This window comes from Ensifer sp. GW821-FHT05G01, from assembly GCF_059419585.1.
The window spans coordinates 197298-220339 of sequence record NZ_JBWKSC010000003.1 but is presented as its reverse complement, the minus strand read 5'-3'; the positions used below and the strand labels follow the sequence as shown (position 1 = coordinate 220339).

20 protein-coding genes are annotated in these 23042 nt (G+C 61.3%); 10 read left to right on the top strand and 10 right to left on the bottom strand.

Annotation, left to right across the window (positions count from 1 at the left end; all coding sequences use genetic code 11):
• Positions 1 to 9: 9 nt before the first annotated feature.
• The 3 genes from AC07UR_RS09760 to AC07UR_RS09750 all read left to right on the top strand — a co-directional run bounded on the left by AC07UR_RS09760 (position 10) and on the right by AC07UR_RS09750 (position 2648).
• Entirely contained in the window at positions 10 to 918 is a 909-nt protein-coding gene (locus tag AC07UR_RS09760) for an alpha/beta fold hydrolase (RefSeq protein WP_209791996.1), read from the top strand.
• Positions 919 to 1159: 241 nt separating this feature from the next.
• Positions 1160 to 1768, top strand: coding sequence for a pyridoxamine 5'-phosphate oxidase family protein (locus tag AC07UR_RS09755; protein WP_209791994.1), 609 nt, complete (start codon positions 1160 to 1162; stop codon positions 1766 to 1768).
• Positions 1769 to 1883: 115 nt separating this feature from the next.
• Positions 1884 to 2648, top strand: coding sequence for a M15 family metallopeptidase (locus AC07UR_RS09750; protein ID WP_327795877.1), 765 nt, complete (start codon positions 1884 to 1886; stop codon positions 2646 to 2648).
• A 39-nt stretch (positions 2649 to 2687) separates the two neighbouring features.
• Here AC07UR_RS09750 and AC07UR_RS09745 read toward each other — a convergent pair whose 3' ends face one another.
• From AC07UR_RS09745 to fumC, 3 genes are all read right to left on the bottom strand, one after another.
• On the bottom strand, positions 2688 to 3338 hold the full coding sequence (locus AC07UR_RS09745) for a L,D-transpeptidase (RefSeq protein ID WP_173420141.1): 651 nt from the start codon (positions 3336 to 3338) through the stop codon (positions 2688 to 2690).
• 173 nt (positions 3339 to 3511) lie between these two features.
• Positions 3512 to 4582 (bottom strand): GGDEF domain-containing protein, encoded by a 1071-nt coding sequence (locus AC07UR_RS09740; protein WP_173420140.1) that lies wholly within the window; start codon positions 4580 to 4582, stop codon positions 3512 to 3514.
• A 210-nt stretch (positions 4583 to 4792) separates the two neighbouring features.
• Positions 4793 to 6184 carry a class II fumarate hydratase gene (gene fumC / locus AC07UR_RS09735; RefSeq protein WP_209791990.1) on the bottom strand — a complete coding sequence of 464 codons (1392 nt, stop codon included), beginning with the start codon at positions 6182 to 6184 and terminating at the stop codon, positions 4793 to 4795.
• A 533-nt stretch (positions 6185 to 6717) separates the two neighbouring features.
• On the opposite strand from fumC, the gene AC07UR_RS09730 reads away from it, so the two are divergent.
• Positions 6718 to 8610: a L,D-transpeptidase family protein gene (locus tag AC07UR_RS09730; RefSeq protein WP_209791988.1), complete on the top strand. Its 1893-nt coding sequence runs from the start codon at positions 6718 to 6720 to the stop codon at positions 8608 to 8610.
• 242 nt (positions 8611 to 8852) lie between these two features.
• Here AC07UR_RS09730 and AC07UR_RS09725 read toward each other — a convergent pair whose 3' ends face one another.
• Entirely contained in the window at positions 8853 to 9530 is a 678-nt protein-coding gene (locus AC07UR_RS09725) for an HAD family hydrolase (protein ID WP_209791986.1), read from the bottom strand.
• Positions 9531 to 9753: 223 nt separating this feature from the next.
• On the opposite strand from AC07UR_RS09725, the gene rpiA reads away from it, so the two are divergent.
• The 5 genes from rpiA (at position 9754) to AC07UR_RS09700 (ending at position 14881) form a co-directional block, all read left to right on the top strand.
• A complete protein-coding gene (gene rpiA / locus AC07UR_RS09720) occupies positions 9754 to 10449 on the top strand; it encodes a ribose-5-phosphate isomerase RpiA (RefSeq protein ID WP_173420136.1) in 696 nt (231 codons plus the stop codon).
• A 120-nt stretch (positions 10450 to 10569) separates the two neighbouring features.
• Positions 10570 to 11118, top strand: coding sequence for a DUF2059 domain-containing protein (locus AC07UR_RS09715; RefSeq protein WP_077503695.1), 549 nt, complete (start codon positions 10570 to 10572; stop codon positions 11116 to 11118).
• A 227-nt stretch (positions 11119 to 11345) separates the two neighbouring features.
• Positions 11346 to 12737 (top strand): glutathione-disulfide reductase, encoded by a 1392-nt coding sequence (gene gor, locus AC07UR_RS09710; RefSeq protein WP_209791984.1) that lies wholly within the window; start codon positions 11346 to 11348, stop codon positions 12735 to 12737.
• Positions 12738 to 12986: 249 nt separating this feature from the next.
• Positions 12987 to 14360 (top strand): class II 3-deoxy-7-phosphoheptulonate synthase, encoded by a 1374-nt coding sequence (locus AC07UR_RS09705; RefSeq protein WP_077503918.1) that lies wholly within the window; start codon positions 12987 to 12989, stop codon positions 14358 to 14360.
• Positions 14361 to 14482: 122 nt separating this feature from the next.
• Complete coding sequence (locus AC07UR_RS09700) at positions 14483 to 14881, top strand: GFA family protein (RefSeq protein WP_209791982.1); 399 nt, start codon at positions 14483 to 14485, stop codon at positions 14879 to 14881.
• Between the two features lie 6 nt (positions 14882 to 14887).
• Here AC07UR_RS09700 and AC07UR_RS09695 read toward each other — a convergent pair whose 3' ends face one another.
• Positions 14888 to 15928: a MerR family transcriptional regulator gene (locus AC07UR_RS09695; RefSeq protein WP_209791981.1), complete on the bottom strand. Its 1041-nt coding sequence runs from the start codon at positions 15926 to 15928 to the stop codon at positions 14888 to 14890.
• A 330-nt stretch (positions 15929 to 16258) separates the two neighbouring features.
• Between AC07UR_RS09695 and AC07UR_RS09690 the strand changes: the two genes are divergently transcribed.
• Positions 16259 to 16603, top strand: coding sequence for a hypothetical protein (locus AC07UR_RS09690; protein WP_209791979.1), 345 nt, complete (start codon positions 16259 to 16261; stop codon positions 16601 to 16603).
• 113 nt (positions 16604 to 16716) lie between these two features.
• On the opposite strand, the gene AC07UR_RS09685 is transcribed toward AC07UR_RS09690, so the two are convergent.
• The 5 genes from AC07UR_RS09685 to AC07UR_RS09665 all read right to left on the bottom strand — a co-directional run bounded on the left by AC07UR_RS09685 (position 16717) and on the right by AC07UR_RS09665 (position 22846).
• On the bottom strand, positions 16717 to 17634 hold the full coding sequence (locus AC07UR_RS09685) for a helix-turn-helix domain-containing protein (protein WP_173420130.1): 918 nt from the start codon (positions 17632 to 17634) through the stop codon (positions 16717 to 16719).
• A 197-nt stretch (positions 17635 to 17831) separates the two neighbouring features.
• Complete coding sequence (locus AC07UR_RS09680) at positions 17832 to 19571, bottom strand: pilus assembly protein TadG-related protein (protein ID WP_209791977.1); 1740 nt, start codon at positions 19569 to 19571, stop codon at positions 17832 to 17834.
• A gap of 1 nt (position 19572) precedes the next feature.
• Positions 19573 to 19995 (bottom strand): TadE/TadG family type IV pilus assembly protein, encoded by a 423-nt coding sequence (locus AC07UR_RS09675; RefSeq protein ID WP_209791975.1) that lies wholly within the window; start codon positions 19993 to 19995, stop codon positions 19573 to 19575.
• A 195-nt stretch (positions 19996 to 20190) separates the two neighbouring features.
• Entirely contained in the window at positions 20191 to 20739 is a 549-nt protein-coding gene (locus tag AC07UR_RS09670) for a DUF1003 domain-containing protein (RefSeq protein ID WP_209791974.1), read from the bottom strand.
• Positions 20740 to 20923: 184 nt separating this feature from the next.
• On the bottom strand, positions 20924 to 22846 hold the full coding sequence (locus AC07UR_RS09665) for an LTA synthase family protein (RefSeq protein WP_209791972.1): 1923 nt from the start codon (positions 22844 to 22846) through the stop codon (positions 20924 to 20926).
• Positions 22847 to 23042: the final 196 nt, after the last annotated feature.

The window sequence follows — 23042 nt, the reverse complement described above, 5'->3', positions numbered from 1 at the left end:
ATTCTCACTATGGCATCCTTTGCGATCAAGGTCATCCGCCATGCGCTTGCCGGCGTGTCGGCCATTTCACCGGAGGCCGCCGGCCGGCTGGCCTTCAAGCTTTTCACCGTGACGCCCGGGCGCAAACCGAAGAACGCCAAGGAACGCGCGGCACTGGCGGCTGCGGCTCCCGTGATTGCCAAGGGTAAGCCGGTGACGCTGTCTTATGCTGGTGGGTGGGTGATGGCCCGGCATTTCGTTGGTCCGCGCAATGCCGCCAATGCCAAGCGCGTGCTGCTTGTCCACGGCTGGGGATCGCGTAGCGACTATCTCGCCGCCATGATCGAGGGGCTGGTTGCCGGTGGCGCCGAAGTGGTGACGCTCGACTGGCCGGGGCACGGCGCGTCGCCGGGGCGCACGCTGACGATGGTTGCAGCGGTCAGGGCGATCGACGCCGCCTGGCGTCATTTTGGCGGGTTTGATGTGAGCGTCGGCCATTCCTTTGGCGGCGGCAGCCTGGCTTGCGCGGCGGGGGGCGTCGTCTGCGACGTGCCCAGCCATGTGGCAAAGAAGCTAGTCCTCATCGGTGCGCCGAGCGAGATGACGTGGCTTTTCAAGGGCTTTGGCAAAATTCTTCGCCTGTCGCCGAAGACGCAGCAAGCGTTTGAAGGCGTCGTCGAGCGCTTGGCCGGGCGTCGGCTGGAGGATTTCGATGCGGCCAAGATCCTTGCAGTCAGGGCCGTGCCGACCTTGATCATCCATGCGGAAGACGACAAGGAGGTTTCGGCCGACCATGCCCGCCGTTATGCGGCGGCCGGGCCCAATGTCGAACTTCACTGGGCGAACGGTTATGGCCATCGCCGTATCGTCTCCGCAGCGCCCGTCATCGACAGGGTCAATGCGTTCGTCCATGGTGAGGATCGAAAGGCCGCGGCCTGAGGCCACCTTGCCGGTCAAGGCGGAACGCGCGTCGCGTCACGCCGCTCCTGGGCGGGTCAGCTTCTGCCGGTCGCTTTGACGTCGTCATACGCTTGTCATGCTATCCGTCGAAAGGATCGCTTCGATCCGCAGCGTCGGGCGCTTTTTAGTGGCGCAAGGCTTGCTGCTGCTATTGGATTGACGGCATGATTCCGTGCATCGATTTCGACGTGCGGATATCGTGCATTAGCGGGAGGACGGCATGTCGATCATCACCACGGTCGAGGAATTGAGCGCGCTTTACGGCGGTGTCAGCGAGGCATCGGTGGCAAAGGTCACCAAGGCGCTGACCGCGGAATACCGGCAGATGATCGAGGCTTCGCCTTTTGCCGCCCTTGCCACGGTCGGCCCCGAAGGGCTCGACTGTTCTCCGCGCGGTGACGACGATTGTGTCGTCAGGATCGCCGACGACAAAACGATCCTGATGCCCGACTGGCGCGGCAACAACCGCGTCGATTCGCTGGCCAACATCGTGCGCGATCCACGTGTCGCGCTGATGTTCCTGGTGCCCGGATCCAATACCACCATGCGGATCAATGGCACCGCCGCGGTCAGCATCGATCCGGCACTGACAGGTTCCTTCGAGGTGGATGGCAAGAACCCGCGCAGCGTCATCGTCGTCACCATCGGTGAGGTCTATTTCCAGTGTGCTCGCGCGTTGATGCGGTCGCAGATCTGGAACCCTGAACGCTTCATCGATCCCGCCACGCTTCCAACGCCCGGCGCACTGCTGAAGGCCGCCAAGGCGGATTTCGACCGGGAAACCTATGATCGCGAATGGCCGGAGCGCGCCGCAAAGACCATGTGGTAGGCTGGACCGATCGGCCGCGCATTCCCGTGCGTGGTCTTCGGCCGGATCGGGAGTGCCGAGAGATGGGGACGTGATGCGACGTGGTTCTCTGTGCACCTGTCTGAGGGTAGCGACTGTGTTTCTGTCGGTGTGCGTCGGCGATACCTTGGCTGCCGATCCGACACTTCGAGAGAAACTCGAATTGCTCGCCAGGGCCTATCCGGAAGGGATCGTTGAGGTTGGCACAGATACGTTGACGCTGCGCGATGGCGGCACGGCGCTTCCGATCGATGACGGCAGGCAGAAGAGCCACGCCGAAAAGCTCGCGTCCGGCGACATCGAAGACAGTCTTTCGCAGATCTATCCGCTTGGCGCCTGCGCAAAGCCGCCGCCTAAGGATTTCGATCCGGGGCGCATCCGCAGCGAGGCCTTGATGAAACGTCTCTATGGCGCCAGCGCTGCGAGCGCCAGGCGCGATCTCGTCACGGTCAACTGGTTCGGCGAGCGCCTGATGGTCACCCGCAGGCATGGCGTGGCCAAGGCGCTGCAATCAGTAGAGGCCGAACTTACCTCACGACCGAAGCTGAAGCGGTATCTTGTTCCCAGTGCCGGGACTTTCAACTGGCGCAATATCGCCGGTACGCGCACGCTCTCGGTGCACAGCTTTGGTGCTGCGATCGATCTCAATACCGCCTTTGCCGACTACTGGCGTTGGGCCGGCGGCGCCAAGAGCGGGGCAGCGCCTTACCGTAACCGCTATCCGCTCGACATCGTCGAGATCTTCGAGAAACACGGCTTCATCTGGGGCGGGCGCTGGTATCATTTCGACACCATGCATTTCGAATACCGGCCGGAATTGATCGCCATCGCGAGACAGGCGGGCGCCTCCGACTGTCGCTAGCCGCCGTTGCGCGCCAGTCTCTTGGGGGAAACCAACCTGTCAGTCGCGAACGATCACCGTCGCGCCGATCTCGACATTGGCATAGAGATGCTCGACGTCCTCGTTGGCCATGCGGATGCAGCCCGATGACATCGCCTTGCCGATCGAGAGGGGCTGGTTGGTACCGTGAATGCGGTAGATCGTCGAGCCGAGATACAGGGCGCGGGCGCCGAGCGGGTTGTCGATGCCGCCTTCCATGCTCGCCGGCAGCACCTTGCCCTTCTTTGCTTCACGAACGCGCATGTCTTCCGGCGGGATCCAGGTCGGCCACTCGGCCTTGCGGCTGACGGTGTTGGTGCCTGTCCAGAGAAACCCTTTGCGCCCGACGCTGACAGCGTATTTGACGGCGATACCGCGGCCAACGACGTGGTAGAGCCTGCGCTCGGAGTTGTCGATGATGATGGTGCCCGGCGTTGCGGTTGCCGGGATGGCAACGAGTTCTCGGGCGATCGGCGACTGGCTGATGTCGCTGCGCTTCGCCTTCTGCCTAGTGCCGCCCTGCGACAGTACCTGAAGCCAGCCGGTGTTGGCGGTGGCGCTGTCGAGCGAGGCAACGGTGATCGGATCCTGTCTGACGTCTTTTGCGTCGGCGGTCGCCGATGCTCCGGCCATCAGGGCGGTCGCTATCATTGCTGCAAGAATGCGCTTCATGTCGGTTCTCCCCTCGAATTGTGGGAACCGATCGCGCTTTTCGTAGCCGTTGTTCCCTGTTGTCAGGGTTGTAGCGGGTGCAACCTGATCTGGCTGTTTCCAAGGGAACGGGGAGGCGAAACGAAAATGGCGCCGATCGGGCGCCATCTTACCAAGGGAGTGTCGAGAGTTCGCTAGCGCCTGTAGATCAGCCAGTTGCGGCCGGATTCCTTGCGCATGCCGTCTTCGAACAGCATCGTCTTGTTGCGGCCGGCATTCTTGGCGGAGTAGAGCGCGATATCCGCCTTGTTGTAGAGGTCGACGGCATCCTCGGCGGCGGTCGCCATGCAGACGCCGACCGACAGGGTGATCGGGCCGTAATTGACGCCGGTCTTGGAGTTGCGGAAGGGCGTTCCCGCAAGCACCGTGCGAATGCGATCTGCGACCTGCAGGCATTCTTCCTGACTGCTGTCGTTGAGGATGATGGCGAATTCTTCACCACCAGTCCGCGCCACGAAAGCATCGCGCCGGACATTGGCACGGATGACGCTGCCGACTGTCGCCAGGATCTTGTCGCCCACGGGGTGTCCGAACGTGTCGTTCACCTTCTTGAAGTGGTCGATATCGGCGACCAGCAGGCCGGTGAAGTTCTTCTGGTGATCGTTGTTGTAGACAGCTGCGAGATTGTCGTCGAAGGCGCGGCGGTTGGCGAGCCGCGTCAGCGAATCGGTGTTGGCGATCCGCTTGTACTCGTCGAGTTCCTGCCGGATGACCTCCATCTCGAAGGACTTCTGCACCACGGTCTGGACGCGTTCCTTGCCCTGGCTCATCGTGTCGGCGGTTGCTTCAGTCAGGATGCCGATGGCGTGGCGCAGGATGTCGGCGCTGGAAGCGCTCTTGCTGGTTATGTTGACATAGGCTTCGTCGAGAACCTTGTTGTAGTTTTCGAGCGCATATTGCTCGTCCTTCAACAGGTTGACGAGTTCGGCCAGCTTGGCCGCAAGACTGGTATGGGCGCGTTCGATGCCGGTCGAACGGTGGATATGGCTGAAATACTGCGCGCCGATCGCGTCGAGTTCTTCCTGAGTCGCCCGGCTGCCGAGGGCGGCGAGCTCCTTGGACAGCTGTGGGTTCGAACCGAGATAGGCTTCGTAATAAAGCTCGTAATTGCGCGGTATCGGCGAAACGCCCATCATGCGCATCGCATGGGTCACCTGCGCTGCGATATCCGGAGCCTGCGTTTTTCCAGATGTGGCCGTTTGCATCCGCAAACCCTCAATATTACTCATTGCTTACGGGTACTGATTTTTAGGGGCAAATGATTTGCGAAGTCTTAATGATTGTTTTCGCGAACGAAGACAATTCGACTTAACACCGATAATGCGATTTCCCTTTAGCCCGGGCGAGGGCACTGCCGCGACGCCGATAGAAGGGCCGCGGCAGCAACAAACCGATCAGGCCGGCTGATCTGCCGATCAGGCCGGGCTGATCATCGTTTCCGGGCGGACGACCGCGTCGAACTCTTCGTTGGTGACGTAGCCGCCGCCAACTGCTTCTTCGCGCAACGTCGTGCCGTTCTTGTGCGCCGTCTTGGCGATCTTTGCGGCGTTGTCGTAGCCGATCTTCGGCGCCAGTGCCGTCACCAGCATCAACGAGCGATCAAGGGCTGCCTTGATGTTGTCTTCGCGGGCTTCGATGCCGACGACGCAGTTGTCGGTGAAGGAGACTGTGGCATCGGCGAGCAACTGCACAGACTGCAGGAAGTTGTAGGCCATCAGCGGGTTGAAGACGTTGAGTTCGAAGTGGCCCTGGCTGCCGGCAAACGTCAGTGCGGCGTTGTTGCCGAAGACCTGGACGCAGACCTGGGTCAGCGCTTCGCACTGGGTCGGGTTGACCTTGCCCGGCATGATCGACGAGCCCGGCTCGTTTTCCGGCAGCGACAGTTCGCCGAGGCCCGAGCGCGGGCCGGAGCCGAGGAAGCGGATGTCATTAGCGATCTTGAAGAGGGCGGCGGCAGCGGCGTTGATCGCGCCGTGGCTGAAGACCATGGAATCGTGGGCGGCAAGCGCTTCGAACTTGTTCGGCGCCGTGGTGAAGGCAATGCCGGTGATCTTGGCGATTTCGTCTGCAACCTGTTCGGCAAATCCAACCGGTGCGTTGAGGCCGGTACCGACGGCGGTGCCGCCCTGGGCCAGTTCGCAAAGGCCGGGCAGGGTCATCTCGATGCGCTTGATCGAGGAGGCGACCTGGGCTGCATAGCCGGAGAATTCCTGGCCAAGCGTCAGCGGGGTTGCGTCCTGGGTGTGGGTGCGGCCGATCTTGATGATGTGATCGAACGCCTTGACCTTGGCTTCGAGCGCCTTGTGCAGGTGCTTCAGGGCCGGCAAGAGGTCGTGGATAACGCGCTCGGCGCAGGCGATGTGCATGGCCGTCGGATAGGTGTCGTTCGACGACTGGCTCATGTTGACGTGGTCGTTGGGGTGGACAGGCTTCTTCGAGCCCATCACGCCGCCGAGCATTTCGATCGCCCGGTTCGAGATCACCTCGTTGGCGTTCATGTTCGACTGCGTGCCGGAGCCGGTCTGCCAGACGACGAGCGGGAAATGCTCGTTGAGCTTGCCGTCGATGACTTCCTGCGACGCCTTTACGATGGCATCGGCGACGGTCGCATCGAGGCGGCCGAGTGCCATGTTGGTGCGGGCGGCAGCCTGCTTGACGATGCCGAGGGCGCGGACGATCGACGCCGGCTGCTTTTCCCAGCCAATCTTGAAGTTACCCAGGGATCGCTGGGCCTGGGCGCCCCAGTAGCGATCGTTTGCCACTTCGATGGGGCCGAACGTATCTGTTTCCGTGCGCGTCGATGTCATCGTGATCCCTGCCTTCGTCATGCGGTTCATGAAGTCTGGGCGAGGGGACGCGGCCGCAACCGGCTGTCCCTCCCCAAGGTGCCGGGCCTCTCTCTGCCCCGGCTGGAAAGGCTTGTAAAGAGGTGGCCGCGGCGCTGGCAATGCTACAATCGTTTGAAAGGCAGGCTTGCGACGAAACGCGGCTCTGACGCCATGCAATGGGTGATTCGCCTTCTTCTCGCCGCATGCGCATTTCTTGTGGCGTTTCAGTCACATTCGCAACCTTCCGTGCCGTCAGGAATGCTGCGCACTGGCCGCGGACGCCCATTGCTGCAGCATTAATGTCGATGCAAATCAAATTTTTATGCCCTTTCGAACGTCCTGGAAATGAGCCGTTTTTTTTCGCGTCATCGAGGTGGTTTCATGCGAGTTCGGGCAGGCGCGTTTCCTTTTCATTCACCATCCTTTTCTATAAGTTTTGGAGCACGAGGGCGTGGCGAGGAATTGGCTAAAGCCGAGTTCGGCGACAACGCGATACGGGGACGCAGTTTCACATGAGAATTTTTAAGACGGCAGCGATCGTAGCGCTCATGAGCGGTTGTGCGGTCGCGACTTTGGATGCTCGGCCGGCATCGGCCTTCTCGCTCGGCGATTTCATCCGCGCAGGCAGGAAGAAGCCGGAACCTCAGCAGTCGCAGCCGCAGTCGCTTCCAGGCGTCGGCGCCATGGTCGAGCCGCAGCAGAATGCGGTTGCCAAGCCTTTGCCGAAGGTCACGGGTCCGCAGTATTACACCTACAAGGCCGATCCGCTGCGCCGGATCGCAACCGACAAGCTGCTGGATCCGGTCGTGACCGGCTCAGTGCGCAATGGCGCACTGCCACCGATGCTGCGCACGCCGCTCGCAGATGCTCGCCAGTTCATGCCGGACGTCGATGTGCGCGCAACCGCAGCCGTCGCAAAGGCCATCGAGACCCATTACGGCTCGCGTTCAGATTTCGTCTGGATCGACGGCGCGGGTGTGAATGCGCGGGCGAAGTCGGCGATGGCCGTGCTTGCCGAGGCGGCGAAGGTCGGGCTCGATCCACAGGATTATGCCGTTCAGGTGCCCTCCGACGATTTCGATCGGGGCGATATGATCGCGCGCGAAAAGGAGCTCGTTCAGTTCGAACTCGCATTGTCCGCAGCTACCCTGTCCTATGTGCAGGACACCGTGCGCGGCCGCATCGATCCCAACAAGATTTCCGGCTATCACGATTTTCAGCGCAAGACCGTCGATCTCGGCGCCTTCCTCGACAAGCTTTCGGCATCGACCGATGTCGCCACACTGCTCAACGATCAGAACCCGAAGAGCGCGCAGTTTGCCGCCCTGTCGGTGGAGCTTGAGCGTCTGCGCGCGGAAAAAGGCATGGAACAGCGCGTCGAAATTGCGCCGGGCACGCTCTTGAAGCCGGGCCAGAGCAATCCGGAACTTGCCAACATTGTCGCGGGCATCCGCATCAAGGGCTCCGAGACGCTGAAGGCGGACCACGCCGCGGTGCTTGCGGCCTACCAGGGAACGCCGGAGTACACCCCGGAGCTGGTTGCACTGGTTGAAGCGTTCCAGAAGGAGCACGGCCTCAAGGCCGATGGCGTGGTGGGGCAGGCGTCGCTGCGCATCCTGACGGGTGGCGACAGCACGGCCGCCAGGATCAACAAGCTCGAAGTCGCGATGGAACAGGCGCGCTGGCTTCCCGACGGTCTTGGCAACCGCTACGTCTTCATCAACCAGCCGGCCTTTACGGCGTCCTATACCGACAACGGCACCGAGCAGTTTTCGATGCGTGTGGTCGTCGGCTCCAAGGCAAACCAGACCTATTTCTTCCAGGACGAGATCCAGACCGTCGAGGTCAACCCTTACTGGGGCGTGCCGCAGTCGATCATCATCAACGAGATGCTGCCGAAGCTGCGCAACGATCCCAATTATCTCGATCGAATGGGCTATCAGGTGGAAGTCGGCGGCCGTTCGGTGCCGTCGTCGTCGATCAACTGGAACGGATCGACTGCGTCTGTTGCGGTCAGACAGCCGCCGAGCAGCGACAATGCGCTCGGTGAACTGAAGATCCTGTTCCCGAATGCACACGCCATCTACATGCACGACACGCCGTCGAAGAGTTTCTTCAAGCGCGACCAGCGTGCGCTCAGCCATGGCTGCGTCCGGCTTGCCGATCCGCGCCGGATGGCAGCAGCCGTGCTTGGCACCAGCATCGAGGATGTCGGCAAGGAAATCGGCGGCGGCCGCAACAAGGCGCTGCAGGTGCCGCAGAAGGTTCCGGTTTACGTCGCCTATTTCACAGCCTGGCCGAACAAGGACGGTGTCATAGAGTATTTCGACGACGTATACGAGCGCGACATGTACATGAACCGCGCCTTCGAGGCGACCCGCAACGCCCGCCGGGCCGAGGGGTAAATCTGCGCCAAAGAGGCTCGGTGGGCATTGATGCCATCCGTGTTCACGGAATTTGCGACCCCATGGAGAACCTCCGTGGGGTCTTTTCATTCTGGCGGTCCGCGAAGGAGGGCTGTCGCGTCGCTTTGGTGCGAGTCCGCCAACCCATCGGGCATCGCCAGTCCTGCGATCCGTCTTGGCGATGAAGTCAACCGTTGCTGTGAAGCGACTTGGATCTTCCAAGGCGGCTCCGGGGCCGCAACTCACTTGCCGTTGAAAAGTCCCGTGACCAGTTCCGGCGTCAATTCGTCGAAGTGCTGGATGATGATCGTCGGCTCAAGGCTCTCGATCGGAACGTCGGAATAGCCGAACGGGACGGCGATCGATGGGACCGCGGCGTTGCGGGCGACGAGGATATCGTTGAGGCTGTCACCGACCATCACCGAGTGCTGGGCGCTGCCGCCGGCATTGGCGATCGTGCGCAGCAGATGGTCCGCATCCGGCTTGCGGATCTCGAACGTGTCACCGCCCGACACCGCAGCGAAGCGATCGAGAAGGCCGAGGCGCTCAAGCAGGCGATTTGCCAGCATTTCCGGCTTGTTGGTGCAGACGGCGAGCTTGAACCCGGCTGCAGCCAGCCGGTCGAGCGCATCGAGCATGCCGGGATACGGAAGGGAATCACCGGGCATCGAGCCATGATAGAAGTCGACGAATTCCTTCATCTGCCAGGCGAGCGCGTCTTCATCGAGCGGCTTGTTGCGCATGGCGAACGTGCGCTCGATCATCGCGCGGGCGCCATGGCCGACGAGGTGGGTGAGGTCGCGGTACGTGACGGGCTCGACGCCGGCCTGGGTCACCGCATGGTTGAGGCTCGCCACCAGATCCGGCGCCGTATCGACAAGAGTTCCGTCGAGATCAAAGACGACAATGGGAGAAGACAAGGAGAGAACCTCGCGTAGCGGGAAAGGGTTGCCGTTCGGGTAGGCGAAGTTGCGCCGAAATGCAATGGCAAGTGTGCGTGGGAAGCGTGCGGGAATCCGGGCGGCGCCTTTGAATTTGGCTTTTGTTTGCAGCTTGGGGCGTGTAAGTGTCTCAGCGGAAAACGGATGACAAAGGTGGGCTTACCACATGCACATCCGGTGAACATAAGGGAGCGACTGGCGCATGGACGCCCGCCAAATGAAAATCAAAGCCGCGGCAGCGGCGCTCGAACATGTCGAAGACGGCATGCGGCTTGGCATCGGCACGGGGTCGACGGCGGAGGAATTCGTTCGGCTGCTGGCCGAAAAGGTCGCCTCAGGCTTTCGCATCGAGGGTGTTCCGACCTCCGAGCGCACGGCACGGCTCTGCCTGGAACTGGGCGTGCAACTGAAGTCGCTGGACGAACTTCCCGAACTCGATCTGACGATCGACGGCGCCGACGAGGTCGACGGCCGCCTGCGGCTGATCAAGGGTGGCGGCGGCGCGCTGTTGCGTGAAAAGATCGTCGCGGCTGCTTCCAGGCGCATGATCGTGATTGCCGACGAATCGAAAGTCGTCGACGTTCTCGGCGCGTTCAAGCTGCCGATCGAGGTCAATCCCTTCGGTCAGGTGGCAACGCGGATCGCCATTGAAAAGGTGGCTTCGCGGCTCGGCCTTACCGGCGAAATTTCCGTGCGCAATTCAGGCGACGGCCCCTTCAAGACCGATGGCGGACACCTCATTCTTGATGCATCTTTTGGCCGTATTCCTGATGCAGATGCGCTCGCGGGAGAGCTGAATGCCATTCCCGGCGTCGTCGAGCATGGACTTTTCATCGGCATCGCTTCGCTGGCAATTATTGCTGGACCGGAAGAGGCACGCATTCTGACCGCGTCTTGAGCCGATTCCCGTGGCTCCGCCAGGAGCCGGGACGGTGAAGAAAACAGGTTACCACACATGCGGGCCTGGCGGCGGCAATCGCCCGGGCAGCATGCGACAAACACAGGAGCATGGATAAAAATGAACAAACTCGCAGGTCTTGTCCGCACTTTCGCAGCCACCGCGGTTCTCCTTTCTGCATCCATTCCGGCAGTCCAGGCTCAGGACGTGTCCGAAGAACAGATCAAGGCTGCTCGCGCGACCATCGCGGCACTTGGTGTCACCAACAGCTTTGACAACATCCTGCCGAACCTCGCCGAGCGCCTGAAGAACACGCTGATCCAGGCTTCGCCGAACTTCCAGGAGCTGATCACCGCGACCGTCGACGAGAAGGCTCTGACCTTGGCTGCACGCCGCGCCGACCTCGAAAACGAAGCTGCGACGATCTACGCCAAGACCTTCACGCTGGAAGAACTGAACGCCATTTCCGAGTTCTACAACTCGACGGCCGGCAAGAAGCTTCTGAACGATGGCCCGATCGCTTCGCGCGAACTGTTGAAGGCTGCCGACATCTGGGCAGCTGGTGTGTCGCGCGATCTGAACACGGAAGCGACGAAGTCGCTTGACGCCAAGGTCGGCACGTCGGCCCCGGCGCTTGTTGAGGGCACGCCGGCGGCGCCGGCTCAATAGTCTGAGATAATCTGGGGCCAGTTGAACTGACCTTGGGCCAGCCCGACAAAGTCATCACGTTTTGAGGAGCCCGGAGCAATCCGGGCTTTTCTTTTTCTGCAGTGCAACACTATATGTGCCTGCAACGGGGCTCCCACCCCGGGCGGGGCATGCCGTCGGCGAAATGCCGACCGGACGGTGCTCCCATGATCCCAATTTCCGTCTGCACGACCTTCAGGAGTTCGCCCATGCCCGCTTTCGAATATGACCTCTTCGTGATCGGTGGCGGCTCCGGTGGCGTCAGAAGCGGTCGGCTGGCGGCGAGCCTGGGCAAGAAGGTCGCAATCGCCGAAGAATTCCGCTACGGCGGCACCTGCGTCATCCGTGGCTGCGTGCCGAAGAAGCTCTACGTTTACGCGTCGCAATACACCGAGCACTTCGAGGATGCAGCCGGGTTTGGCTGGACGGTCGGTGAAAGCCGCTTCGATTGGCAGAAGCTTGTCGCCGCCAAGGAGCAGGAGATCACGCGGCTTGAAGGTCTCTACCAGAAGGGGCTTGCCAATGCCGGCGCAGAGATCCTGCGTACCCGGGCGGAACTCGTCGGCCCGAACACCGTTCGTCTGCTCGACACCGGCAAGACCGTCACCGCCGAGCGCATCGTCATTGCCGTCGGTGGGCATCCGACGCCGCACGACGCGCTGCCGGGACACGAACTCTGCATTTCCTCCAACGAGGCCTTCGACCTTGCGGAACTGCCGAAGTCGATCCTGATCGCCGGCGGTGGCTATATCGCTGTCGAGTTCGCCAACATCTTCCACGGTCTCGGCGTCGAGACGACGCTGATCTATCGCGGCAAGGAAATCCTGTCGCGCTTCGACCAGGATATGCGCCGCGGTCTGCACGCGGCGATGGAAGAGAAGGGTATCCGGATCCTTTGCGAGGACATCATCCAGTCCGTGGCTGTCGACGCCGACGGCAAACGTGTGGCGCACACGATGAAGCACGGCGAGATCGCCGTCGACCAGGTGATGCTGGCGCTCGGCCGCGTGCCGAACACCAAGGGACTGGGGCTTGAAAGCGCCGGCGTGAAGACGGATGAGCGCGGCGCGATCATTGTCGATGCCTTCTCGCGCACCAGCGCGCCTGGCATCTATGCGCTTGGCGACGTCACCGATCGCGTGCAGCTGACGCCGGTCGCGATCCACGAGGCGATGTGCTTCATCCAGACCGAGTACAAGAACAACCCCGTCTCGCCCGATCACGACCTGATCGCAACGGCCGTGTTCTCCCAGCCGGAAATCGGCACGGTCGGCCTCAGCGAAGAGCAGGCTGGCCACCAGTTCGAGGACCTGGAAGTCTATCGCGCCGAGTTCCGGCCGATGAAGGCGACGCTTTCCGGTCGCAAGGAAAAGACGATCATGAAGCTGATCGTCAACGCTGCCGACCGCAAGGTGCTGGGCGCGCATATCCTCGGCCACGACGCCGGAGAGATGGCGCAGTTGCTTGGCATTTCGCTCAAAGCCGGATGCACCAAGGACGATTTCGACCGGACGATGGCCGTTCATCCGACCGCATCCGAAGAACTCGTGACGATGTATGCGCCGTCCTATCGAGTGCACAAGGGCGAGCGGGTTAACTGAGCCCGCCGCCGCTTCGCTTTCCCTGGCGCTGAAAGCCATGAATTCTGGTAGGATGTCTTTCCAAGCCATCGCTTAACGTCTATAAGCCCGCATCCGCGAAGTGACCGGCTTCGGGCGGGCGCCAAGGCTTGGGCCAAGCGCTGGAGCAGGGCGCGGACGCAGTGAAATTTCCGAATACCGGGCGGTATCAAAGCCGTCAGGGCGCGACCCGCGCGGACCGCAGTCCGCGGCAGACAACAGGTGATCGAAATGGCACAGACTTGGACTCCGAATAGCTGGCGGCAGAAACCCATCCAGCAGGTGCCGGACTATCCGGACCTTGCTGCATTGACGGCAACGGAAGCGAAGCTCGCGAAGTATCCGCCGCTGGTGTTTGCCGGTGAAGCGCGGCGTCTGAAGAGCGCACTTGCCAATGTTGCCGAGGGCCGCGGCTTCCTGCTGCAGGGCGGCGATTGCGCCGAGAGCTTTGCCGAGCATGGTGCCGACACGATCCGCGACTTCTTCCGCGCGTTCCTGCAGATGGCCGTGGTCCTGACGTTTGGTGCACAGCAGCCGGTGGTGAAAGTCGGCCGTATCGCCGGCCAGTTCGCCAAGCCGCGCTCGTCCAACATCGAGAAGCAGGGCGACGTCGAGCTGCCGAGCTACCGTGGCGACATCATCAATGGCATCGAGTTCACGGAAGCCGAACGCGTTCCGGATCCGGAACGCCAGATCATGGCCTACCGCCAGTCGGCTGCCACGCTCAACCTCCTGCGCGCATTCGCGATGGGTGGCTATGCCAACCTCGACAACGTGCACCAGTGGATGCTTGGCTTCGTCAAGGACAGCCCGCAGGCAGAGCGCTACCGTAAGCTCGCCGACCGGATCTCCGAGACCATGGATTTCATGAAGGCGATCGGCATCACCTCGGAAAACCACCCGAGCCTGCGCGAGACCGATTTCTTCACCAGCCATGAGGCGCTGCTGCTCGGCTACGAGCAGGCGCTGACGCGCGTCGACTCCACCTCGGGCGACTGGTATGCGACCTCGGGCCACATGATCTGGATCGGCGACCGTACCCGCCAGCCCGATCACGCCCATATCGAGTACTGCCGTGGCATCAAGAATCCGCTCGGCCTGAAGTGCGGTCCGTCGCTGACAGCCGACGGCCTGCTGGAACTGATCGATCTGCTCAACCCGGCCAATGAAGCCGGCCGCCTGACGCTGATCTGCCGCTTTGGCCACGACAAGGTTGCCGAGCACCTGCCGCGCCTCATCCGCGCGGTCGAGCGCGAGGGCAAGAAGGTCGTCTGGTCCTGCGACCCGATGCACGGCAACACGATCACGCTCAACAACTACAAGACCCGTCCGTTCGAGCGGATCCTGTCGGAAGTCGAGAGCTTCTTCCAGATCCACCGTGCGGAGGGTTCGCATCCGGGCGGCATCCATATCGAGATGACCGGCAACGATGTCACCGAATGCACGGGCGGTGCGCGCGCGCTTTCGGGCGACGATCTGGCTGATCGCTACCACACCCATTGCGATCCGCGCCTGAACGCGGACCAGGCGCTGGAACTGGCGTTCCTGCTGGCCGAGCGCATGAAGGGCGGGCGCGACGAGAAGAAGCTGGTCGTCAACGGCTGATCCTGACGCAGCGCCGCACGGTTCAGTTTTTCTGACTGTCGGGCGACTGCTATGAAATTGACAATGCCGGGCCCGCTCGCGAAGCTGGCCCGGCATTTTTCATTGAGGGAGGTCGGGGGACCATGTCGGACATCCACAGCGGCAGCTGTCTCTGCACTGCGGTGCGCTTCAAGACGCGGGGAGAGCTACGCGAGCTGATCTTTTGCCATTGCACGCAATGCCGCAAGCAGACGGGCCTCTACTATGCCGCGACCAATGTGCTGGATCGCGACCTGGAGCTGGAAGGTGCTGAGGATGTCACCTGGTATCGCTCGAGCGACGGCGCGCAACGGGGCTTCTGCCGTCATTGCGGGTCGGCCCTGTTCTGGAAAGCCGATGGGCTCGACTATACGTCGATCATGGCCGGCGTCTTTGAAAAGCCGACGGACCTCAAACCCGGCTATCACATCTATTGCGCCGACAAGGGCGATTTCTATGGCATCGACGACGACCTGCCGAAGTTTGACGCAGGGCGACCGTAAAAGCCTTCAGGCCACTTCCGGCCGCCAGGCGATGACACCTTGCGTCCGCGCACGGACCTCCGGCGACGCCAGGCAGTTGGCGACGGTCTCGTAGCCTGGGGTACCCGGATAGGGCGCGACCTCGGTCGGCGGGCTATGGTTGGCCGGGCACAGAATGACGGTTTCCTCTGGTCCGAGAGCGGCCAGGTCAAGGACGGCATTGGATCGGGTCAACATGAGGATCGGCCGCCGGTCGGTACGGTGGTGACGCAGGTGCTTTAGCAAGGCGGTTTGCGAAGCGGCATCGAGGCCCTGTTCGACCATATCGACTACGAATGCCTCGGCATCCCCTTCCAATGCCACCAACAAAGCAGTCAAAGGTGGCGATGCGACGGCGCCGTCGTCCAGTAGTCGCGCAAGAACGGTGTCTATGCGTGATTTTAGCCGAGGTTCGACCTCGAGCCGCCGGAGAGTGGCCTCGCCGTTTATCTCCTCCAGCCGATCGAGGCCCACGAAGACCGCGCCGGGCAGGGCCGTGGCAATGGCTTTGGCCAACCGTGTCTTGCCGCTGCCGAGCGGTCCGATGATGTAGGTCAGCGGACGGATCGTCTGAAGGCTGAACGCCTCACCGCCCCATGGCCATGGCAGGTTGAAGGCGACCGCGGGATTGCCGGATGACGGCTCCCCTTGTACCAGTTGCTGCAAGTCGGGCGCATTGTCCGCATCGCTTGCCAGATCTCGGCGGAGACGCCGGACCTTTGCGACTGTCTCATGCAGATCCTGCGCCCGCGCCTCCAGCAGCCCCTGCTGCTGCGCCAGGGCAGGGCCAAGCTCGCGCGCACCGCCATCGAGCACGCGTCGGATCTGTGCCAGGGTGAGGCCGAGCGAGCGTAGGGCGGCGATCTCGCCCGCGCGCGCCATTTGCACCGGGCCATAGGTCCGCCATCCTGCCGAAGTCCGCACAGGCGCGATCAACCCATGTTGCTCATAGAGGCGTAATGCCTTGATCGAGACGCCAAGGCGCCTGGCGGCCTCGGTTGCAGTCAAGAAACACGTGGAGTCGCTCACGAATCACCTCTTCCTGTTCACCGCGATCTTTATCGGTCCTGGCCCCGGGGACGGGTCAACTGTCCGCTGAGAAATAACGGCACCTGCGCCCGGCAAGCTTGGAGTTGAGAGAGCAGGTACCGTGGTTCTGAGTGGCCGGAGCCGAACGGACGAATGCCGATTGTATATTGGTTGCGTTTGCCCAGCGATGCGCGCACCGCTAAAGTCTTTCACCGAGCCCGCGATTGCCTAAACCGGGCGCGGCCGTGGAAAGTGTTTGTGGCGAAAGGTCAACCTGTCACAGGTTCGCTGCGACGCCGTGTTCGTCAGAAGAGAGGAAGGGCGAAGGCCATGTCGGACGATGAGTTTGCGGAGAATATGGTCTGCGCTACGATCAATGCGCCCCATCGCGCGCTGTCCGACACGCTCCTGGCATACCTTGCTGCTCACCGCCCTGATCGGGTGGTCGCATTCGTGTTCTTGGCCGATACCCCGGCCACGAGCGAGTGTTGGAAGAGCCGGCTGATCAGCGAGGTTCGTGTGCGCGAAGACGGGGCACGCGCGACGAATTTTGTCGGAATCGCCGATGTGGCGACCTGGAACAGGGTCTTTCGGGAGCACCGGCCCGAACTGGAGCGCCACGGGGTCGAAATCGTGCCGACGAGGCCAGGCGTGTTCACAGGGACAGCAGCCTAGATCGCAATCGGCCCAAGGAAAACCGCCGGCAGGTTAAGGCAGGCGCAGGCAATCGCCGACAGCTTCCGATCGTTCCGACGCGCACGTCGATTTCGCCGCAAGAAAGACGCGGACTATTTTGCGAGTCGCACCGCACCGTCGGTGGCTCGCTCATAGGCGTTGGCCAGTGCGGCAAGCTTGACGGCCTGCCACCGACAGTATTCGTCGACCAACCGGATGCTCATCCAGAAGCGACCGCGCGAACCGTCGTTCGATCGGCCGATGTAGCCGGAGTCCTGCGCCTTGGTAAACAGTCTGCGGACATGGGTGTTGGAGATGGTATAATGGTTGGCGAGTTCGGCCAGGTTGAGTTCCAGCCAAACCTTCCCATCGACGGGCGTCAGGCTTTTCGGGCGCGCCATCAGGTCATCGAGCAGCAAGCCACCGCACTCGGTCCAGGCGAAGATGGCGACACCTTCGGGAGGCTCGCTCCAGTTCTTGTCGGACAGGAGCATTCTTGCCGCAATCGGCTGCGTGCGTACAAGGACGGAGGTGTCGGCCTCAACGTGTTCCAGCCGATTGCCGCCATCGAGGCGATCGAGCGTACCCATCTGGCTCATGAACCAGCGCATCATGGCGCTCTCGCTGACTTCCGTCGGTTCGAGCGGGCGAACCTTCTTGTTCGTCCGTTCGCCGCTGACATCGCGCAGCAATTTGTAGGCGAGCAGTTCTGCCAGGAATGCGGCTGCCGTGTTTCGACTTGCACCGCCGGTATCACGCATGAACTTCAACAGCCGCGCCGCTGTGATGCCGGAATCCGGATGCGTCGGATCGCGCTCGAGATGAAGCGCATAGGCGGCCTGGCTCAAAATCCATTTCTGATGGGAGGCGACCAGACGAGCCACGCGCGGAAAGATGTCATAGACGGCCATCAGATCGCGGGCGCTGATCTGCAGCGTCTCGCGCAGCAGCGGGTTGCGCAAAATTCCATCCGCCGTAAAGGCGGGCGGTTTTTCCGGTGCAGCATCCCCCTGTTTTGCCACCAAATGCATGTGTCGTGCACGTCTCCCGACGATGTTTCGCGTAGGCTTCGGAGGCCGATCCCTCGCCACGCCTGCCTCGATACTACTCAACTCTACTGCTTTTAGCAGCTTTACCTTGCTCATAACGTGTGAAGCCGCCATTTTGTTCGAAAGAGCAAGCAAAGGATTTTTCCGTCGCCAGCCCCATCGCATTTTCCGGGGTGGTGTTACTGCACGAGCACTGGTGGTTGGCACTTGACCCCAGTGACGCGAACATCCGCTTCGCCCACCCGCACCCCGACCAGGAGCAACAGGTTGTAGAGCAGATCGTCCACCGGTTTTGTGACGGCTCCCAGCGTCTGGGCCAGCGCCTGTTGCAGGATCGTCGGGCTGCCAAGCGTCAGGAACAAGACCTGGATGTTCAGATCCAGATTGTTGAGCAGCGTCTTCGTCGTCGACGAGAGGATGTCCTTGGTCGATACGCTCTTGATCGAACGCGCGGCGACCTCGGCAGGGCTAAAGGTGAGGCGGGACGCCTGAAGGTTTTGCGCCTCGATGTGGGCGATCGCGTCGATCTTGACCACCAGCGCGTCGACGATGCGGGCGCGCTCGACGCGGGCATCGGACGAAAAGCTCGAAAGCACCTTCGGGTTGACGTCGCCGATCGCGATTTCAGCGACGCCCGGAACCGCATCGACGACGACGGCTGCATTCTCCGGCTTGCCGCCGTAGCAGCGGATATCGGAGAGTTTGGCTTCGGCGTGGGCTAGCTCCACGTAGATCGGCAAACGAATACGGATACCGGCAAGGGCGGCCAGCCCGTCTACGCCCACTTCGACGGCAAGGCGGGTCTGTGCCGTGCGGACCGCAGTACCTGGCGTGCCGAGGCGATGGCTTGGCGTCTCGACCGGCGGTTCGCCGATCGCCAGTTTGACGGTCGCCGACGCTATTCCCGGCAACCCGGCGACCGCATTCAGCGCGATCTGGTTCTGGCCGTTGGCAATGGCGGCCGCGGCGGAGACAATCTGCAGGGCGCTGACCCTCATCGTCCAGTCTGAACCGGCATCGATCCTCAGGTCTTTCTTGGGATCAAGATTGAGTATCTGCGCCAGAGTAAAGGTCTTCCTGTTGTTGGCCGTCGCAAGTTCGATGCTCTTGAGCGCGGAGTTGACTGTTCCCGACAGTCCCTGGAACAGCCGCATGGACGACAGCAGCTGTGGCATCGTCAGTTTGGCGTCGAGCACGTCTTCATAGGAGGCGGTTTTGAGGCTGAGCTTGGTCGCAATGATCTTCAGGAACGGCTGGATGTCGATATCCGCGTCGATCAGGGCGGTGTAGTCCATCACCTTCAGTGAGATGGTGGTGCCGAGCATCTGGCCGAGTATGGCGTTGAGGAGGCCATCGTTCAGGCTGGCAAGGCGGGATCCGACAGAAAAGGCGGCAATTTTCGAGCTTGCGGCCGTTCCGACGACATTGAGATCCGGTGGCTCGGCGAAGACCGAGGCGAGGAAGATCTGTCCCTTCTTTTGCAGGTGAACCTGGACGGCATCCGAAGGGGCCGCGTTCTTGACGAAGCGCTGGCCGGCGGTAATGTTCGGATCGGGGACATAACGCCCGCGTGTGACCGTTGCCACACCTTCGATCTTTGCGGTGGCGACATCGCTTGGTCGCACAACCTTGCCATCGATGGTCAACAGGCCGGTGGGCGTCGCGACCGCGAAATTATGACTGTTGTTGGAAAAGTACTTGAGGACGGCCTGCTCTGCGGAAGAGACGTTCGATGCGGCGGCGATGGCGGCAAGATCGACAGTTTGCTGCATCTCCCGCTTCTGGACGGTGAGATAACCGTAGTCGATGCCAAGCCCCATGGACGCAATAACCAGCGGCATGACAAGCGCGGCGGACATGCCGATATTGCCATGCCTAGATTGGGCGAGCGCGCGCAATGCCGGTGCTTTCGGAACCATTTCAGATGCCTCCCAAGCGGATGGTGGCGAAGCGCTCGATCTGCTCGCTCGGCATTGCGAAGGTGAACATGTTGTAGATCGGCAGATCGCTGGCGTCGTATTTGATCCTTACCGTGAACTGGTTGGCATTGCTCGCGTCGGCCTTGACCGTCACGGTCATGCGGGACGGCTTGATGAAGGATTGATCCATCGTGGTGCGCTGGATGTAGTCGGTGGCGAGACGTTCGCGCTCGCCTTCCGAAAGCCCTGCAATGGCGGTACGAGCAGCATCGGCAGCGATCTGCTGAATGGAATGGGCGGCGCTGAGGTAGATGCCGTAGGCGATCAACGTCAGGACGCAAAGAAAGAAGAGAGGGGCGATGATTGCAAATTCAATTGCGGCAGCGCCATCGCGGCTGCCAAACAGGCGCGTTATTCTGGACATTTCAGCAACTCCGACCGAACCGTGACTGCTTTTTCTCTGTCCCTGCACCGTCAGGCTGCGCTTCAAATATTAATTTTCTGATACGCGAATAGGTTGTTTCAATGGCTAGAAATAGCCTATTGGTGCAAAATGCATATTTGTGATTGAATTAGGGATTGCGTAGATTCTTGAGGGTTTTAGCCGTACCGGATAAGGCTAGTCGTTGTCGGGTATGTGCCGGTATTGGGCAAGCTGGCGATTGAGAGTGGCGAGGTCGGCCCGCAACTCGGCAATTTCGCGCAGCAGCACGTCATCGACCTTGTGATGCAGGGCGATCAACTCGACTTCCGATTTCAGATTGACCTCGTAGTCCTTTGCCGCGGCGAAGCGGTCGCGCTCGGCCTGCCGGTTTTGAGACATCATGATGACCGGCGCCTGCAATGCCGCCAGCATCGAGAGCAGCAGGTTCAGGAAGATGAAGGGGTAGGGATCGAATGCCCCGGTCATGAGCAAGACGGTGTTGACTACCACCCAGGCAACCAGAAAGCCGCAAAAGCTGAGAATGAAGGCCCAGGAGCCGCCAACCCTGGCGATGGAGTCGGCAAGCCGATCGCCGACGGAAAGCTCGGCGCTGAACTCGGCGTTGGTGTCCGTCGCAACTGTGCGCCGCTCCTTGGCGCGGGTAAGGATGCGGCGCTCGATTTCGCCGAGTTCGGCAAGCGGCTTGCCGAACAGGTGCTGGGACAGGTCGTTGAAATGCGGCATGGCTATCTCCGAGAATGGTCCGGGCGGTATCTAGCGCACCACTTCGGTGAGGAAATCAACGGGAGACCTCAGATGAAAAGAACCGGACGGTCACCCGTCCGGTTCTGTGTTGTCATTCAGGCTCTCCGGCACCCTGCGCTGTGCAAGAGCGGTGTTTACGCGACGCGTCTTCCGGCGATACCAACTAGAAACCTGCGGCGTAAAGATCCGCGTGCGACTTGAAGAAGCGGTCCGTCGAGTAGCGCTTGCCGAACATCATGTCGTGCTGAAGGAAGCGATAGTCACGCAGCAGCGCCGGCACCTTCGGCTGACGGGACCACTCGGCGACGTCCTTGCCGTTCTTGCGGATCAGCATGTAGCGGTCGACGACGCGGTATTGATCGTGCACCTTGCCGAGGAAGCCGGTGTAGTAGGGATGCTCGTAGCCGGACTGCTTCAGGATCTGGTAGGAGAGGAAGGCCGGGCTGATCGTGCCGACATTCTTCTTCGGACCAGTCTTGTTCGACCAGACGACGAGTGGCGTTTCATGCTGCGCCTTCATCTGGTCCTTCGGACCTTTGCGCTCGGCCGTCACGCCCTTCATGAAGCCGGTGTTGGTGTAGACGGTGTTCAGCGGCGGCAGATGATCGCCGAACAGCACGATGATGGTCTCGCGGTCGCGTTCCTTCGCCCAGTCCATCAGCTTCTTCAGGCTCTCGTCAGCTTCCTTGATGCCCTGAGCATATGTCGCCAGCACCTGGCGGTCGCTTTCGGGCAGGTTGCCTTCAACCTTGATGGTGTTCTTGGCGTAGCGGTTGGCCTCATACGGGCCATGGCCCTGCAAGGTGACCGCGAAGAAGAAGAACGGGTCATCCATGGCATCGGCCTGGCGGATGATCTCGTTGGTCAGGGACTCGTCCGAGGCGAAGATGCCACGCTTCTGCATCGGCGGCATGTTTTCCTCCGACTTGAAGGTGTCGAAACCGAAGGCCTTGTAGACGGCGGTGCGGTTCCAGAACCAGCTCTGGAACGGGTGGATGGCCCGCGAAACATAACCCTCGCCACGGAAGAAGGTGGCAAGCGAAGGGATCGGATTGCGGATGTACTGCTGGTACGGGATGCTACCATAGGGCAGGAAGGCGTTGGAAAAGCCGGTCAGCGCTTCGAATTCGACATTGGCCGTCATGCCGCCGAACTCCGGCGAGAACACGTTGCCGGACTGCATCTCGCGGATCGTCGGCATCGGGTCGGGCGACAGCTTGACGTTCGGCAGACGGGTCGGATCCCAGAAGGACTCGCTCATCAGCACGATAACGTCGGGCTTGCTGCGATGGGACGTCCCGGCCGGCAGCGGCTTGACCGGGATTCGGTCGATCGCATCGGCCATGTAGCCGGCAGGTGCGCTGACATTGGCCATCGGCAGGTTGATCGCGAACGCCAGCGCAAAGCCGTTGTGACGATAGTTTTCGGTCTGATCCCACATGATGGGGATGACCTTCAGGCGATCACGGATCCAGGAGAACTGGTTGTAGTCCATGATGTTCCAGAAGGCGAAGAGCAGCGGCAACGCAAAGGCGGCGCGGGCGATGCGCTCGCGGCGCGTCAGCTTGGGGAAGTTGCGCCAGGCGTAGCGCAGCAAAAGACCGATGGCGGCAACGGCTGCGAGAAGGCCGACAGCAATGCCGACAGCAGTCCAGGGACGGTCCTTGACCAGAACCGGCATCAGTTCGAGAATCTGGCGACCGAAGAGAAAGTCGGTCGGATAGAGCGGGTCGGAAAGGAAGACCTGCTTCTGCTGGCAGATGATGGCCGGTATGATCGCCAGCGGCGCGAGCACCACGGCGGACTTGTGCTCACGGCCGAAAGCACCATCGATGGCGAGCAGAATGAGGAAGAATGCACCGATGGTGGTCCAGGCCGGGCGGGTCGGATCGAGGAAGTAGGAAACCGTGTCGGCCAGGGAGTGGCGCACGATCAACTCGACTGCGAAAACGAGCGCAGCCGCGATTGACAGCGAAAGCAATGCGCTACGTGCGGAGGTCAGCGTCTTGGCGTGCCGCGCGGCAAATCCGGGTCTATCGGCGTAGACTCGTGATCTCCTCGCTACGGCTGAATCGATACTAGCCAACATCTTCTCCAATTTCATCAATGCGTCGTGTAACTGTCATACGACTGTCATTTTGAACAGGGGATGAATGGCTTGTTCAGGGTGTTTGGAAACAGGTTTTCGTCACGTGAGGGTGTGCGAACCGGAGCCGATAACAATCCGAAATAGCAGAATTTTTTTGGAATTTTTCGCTTCGCTGCGATTGGCTGTGGGTATT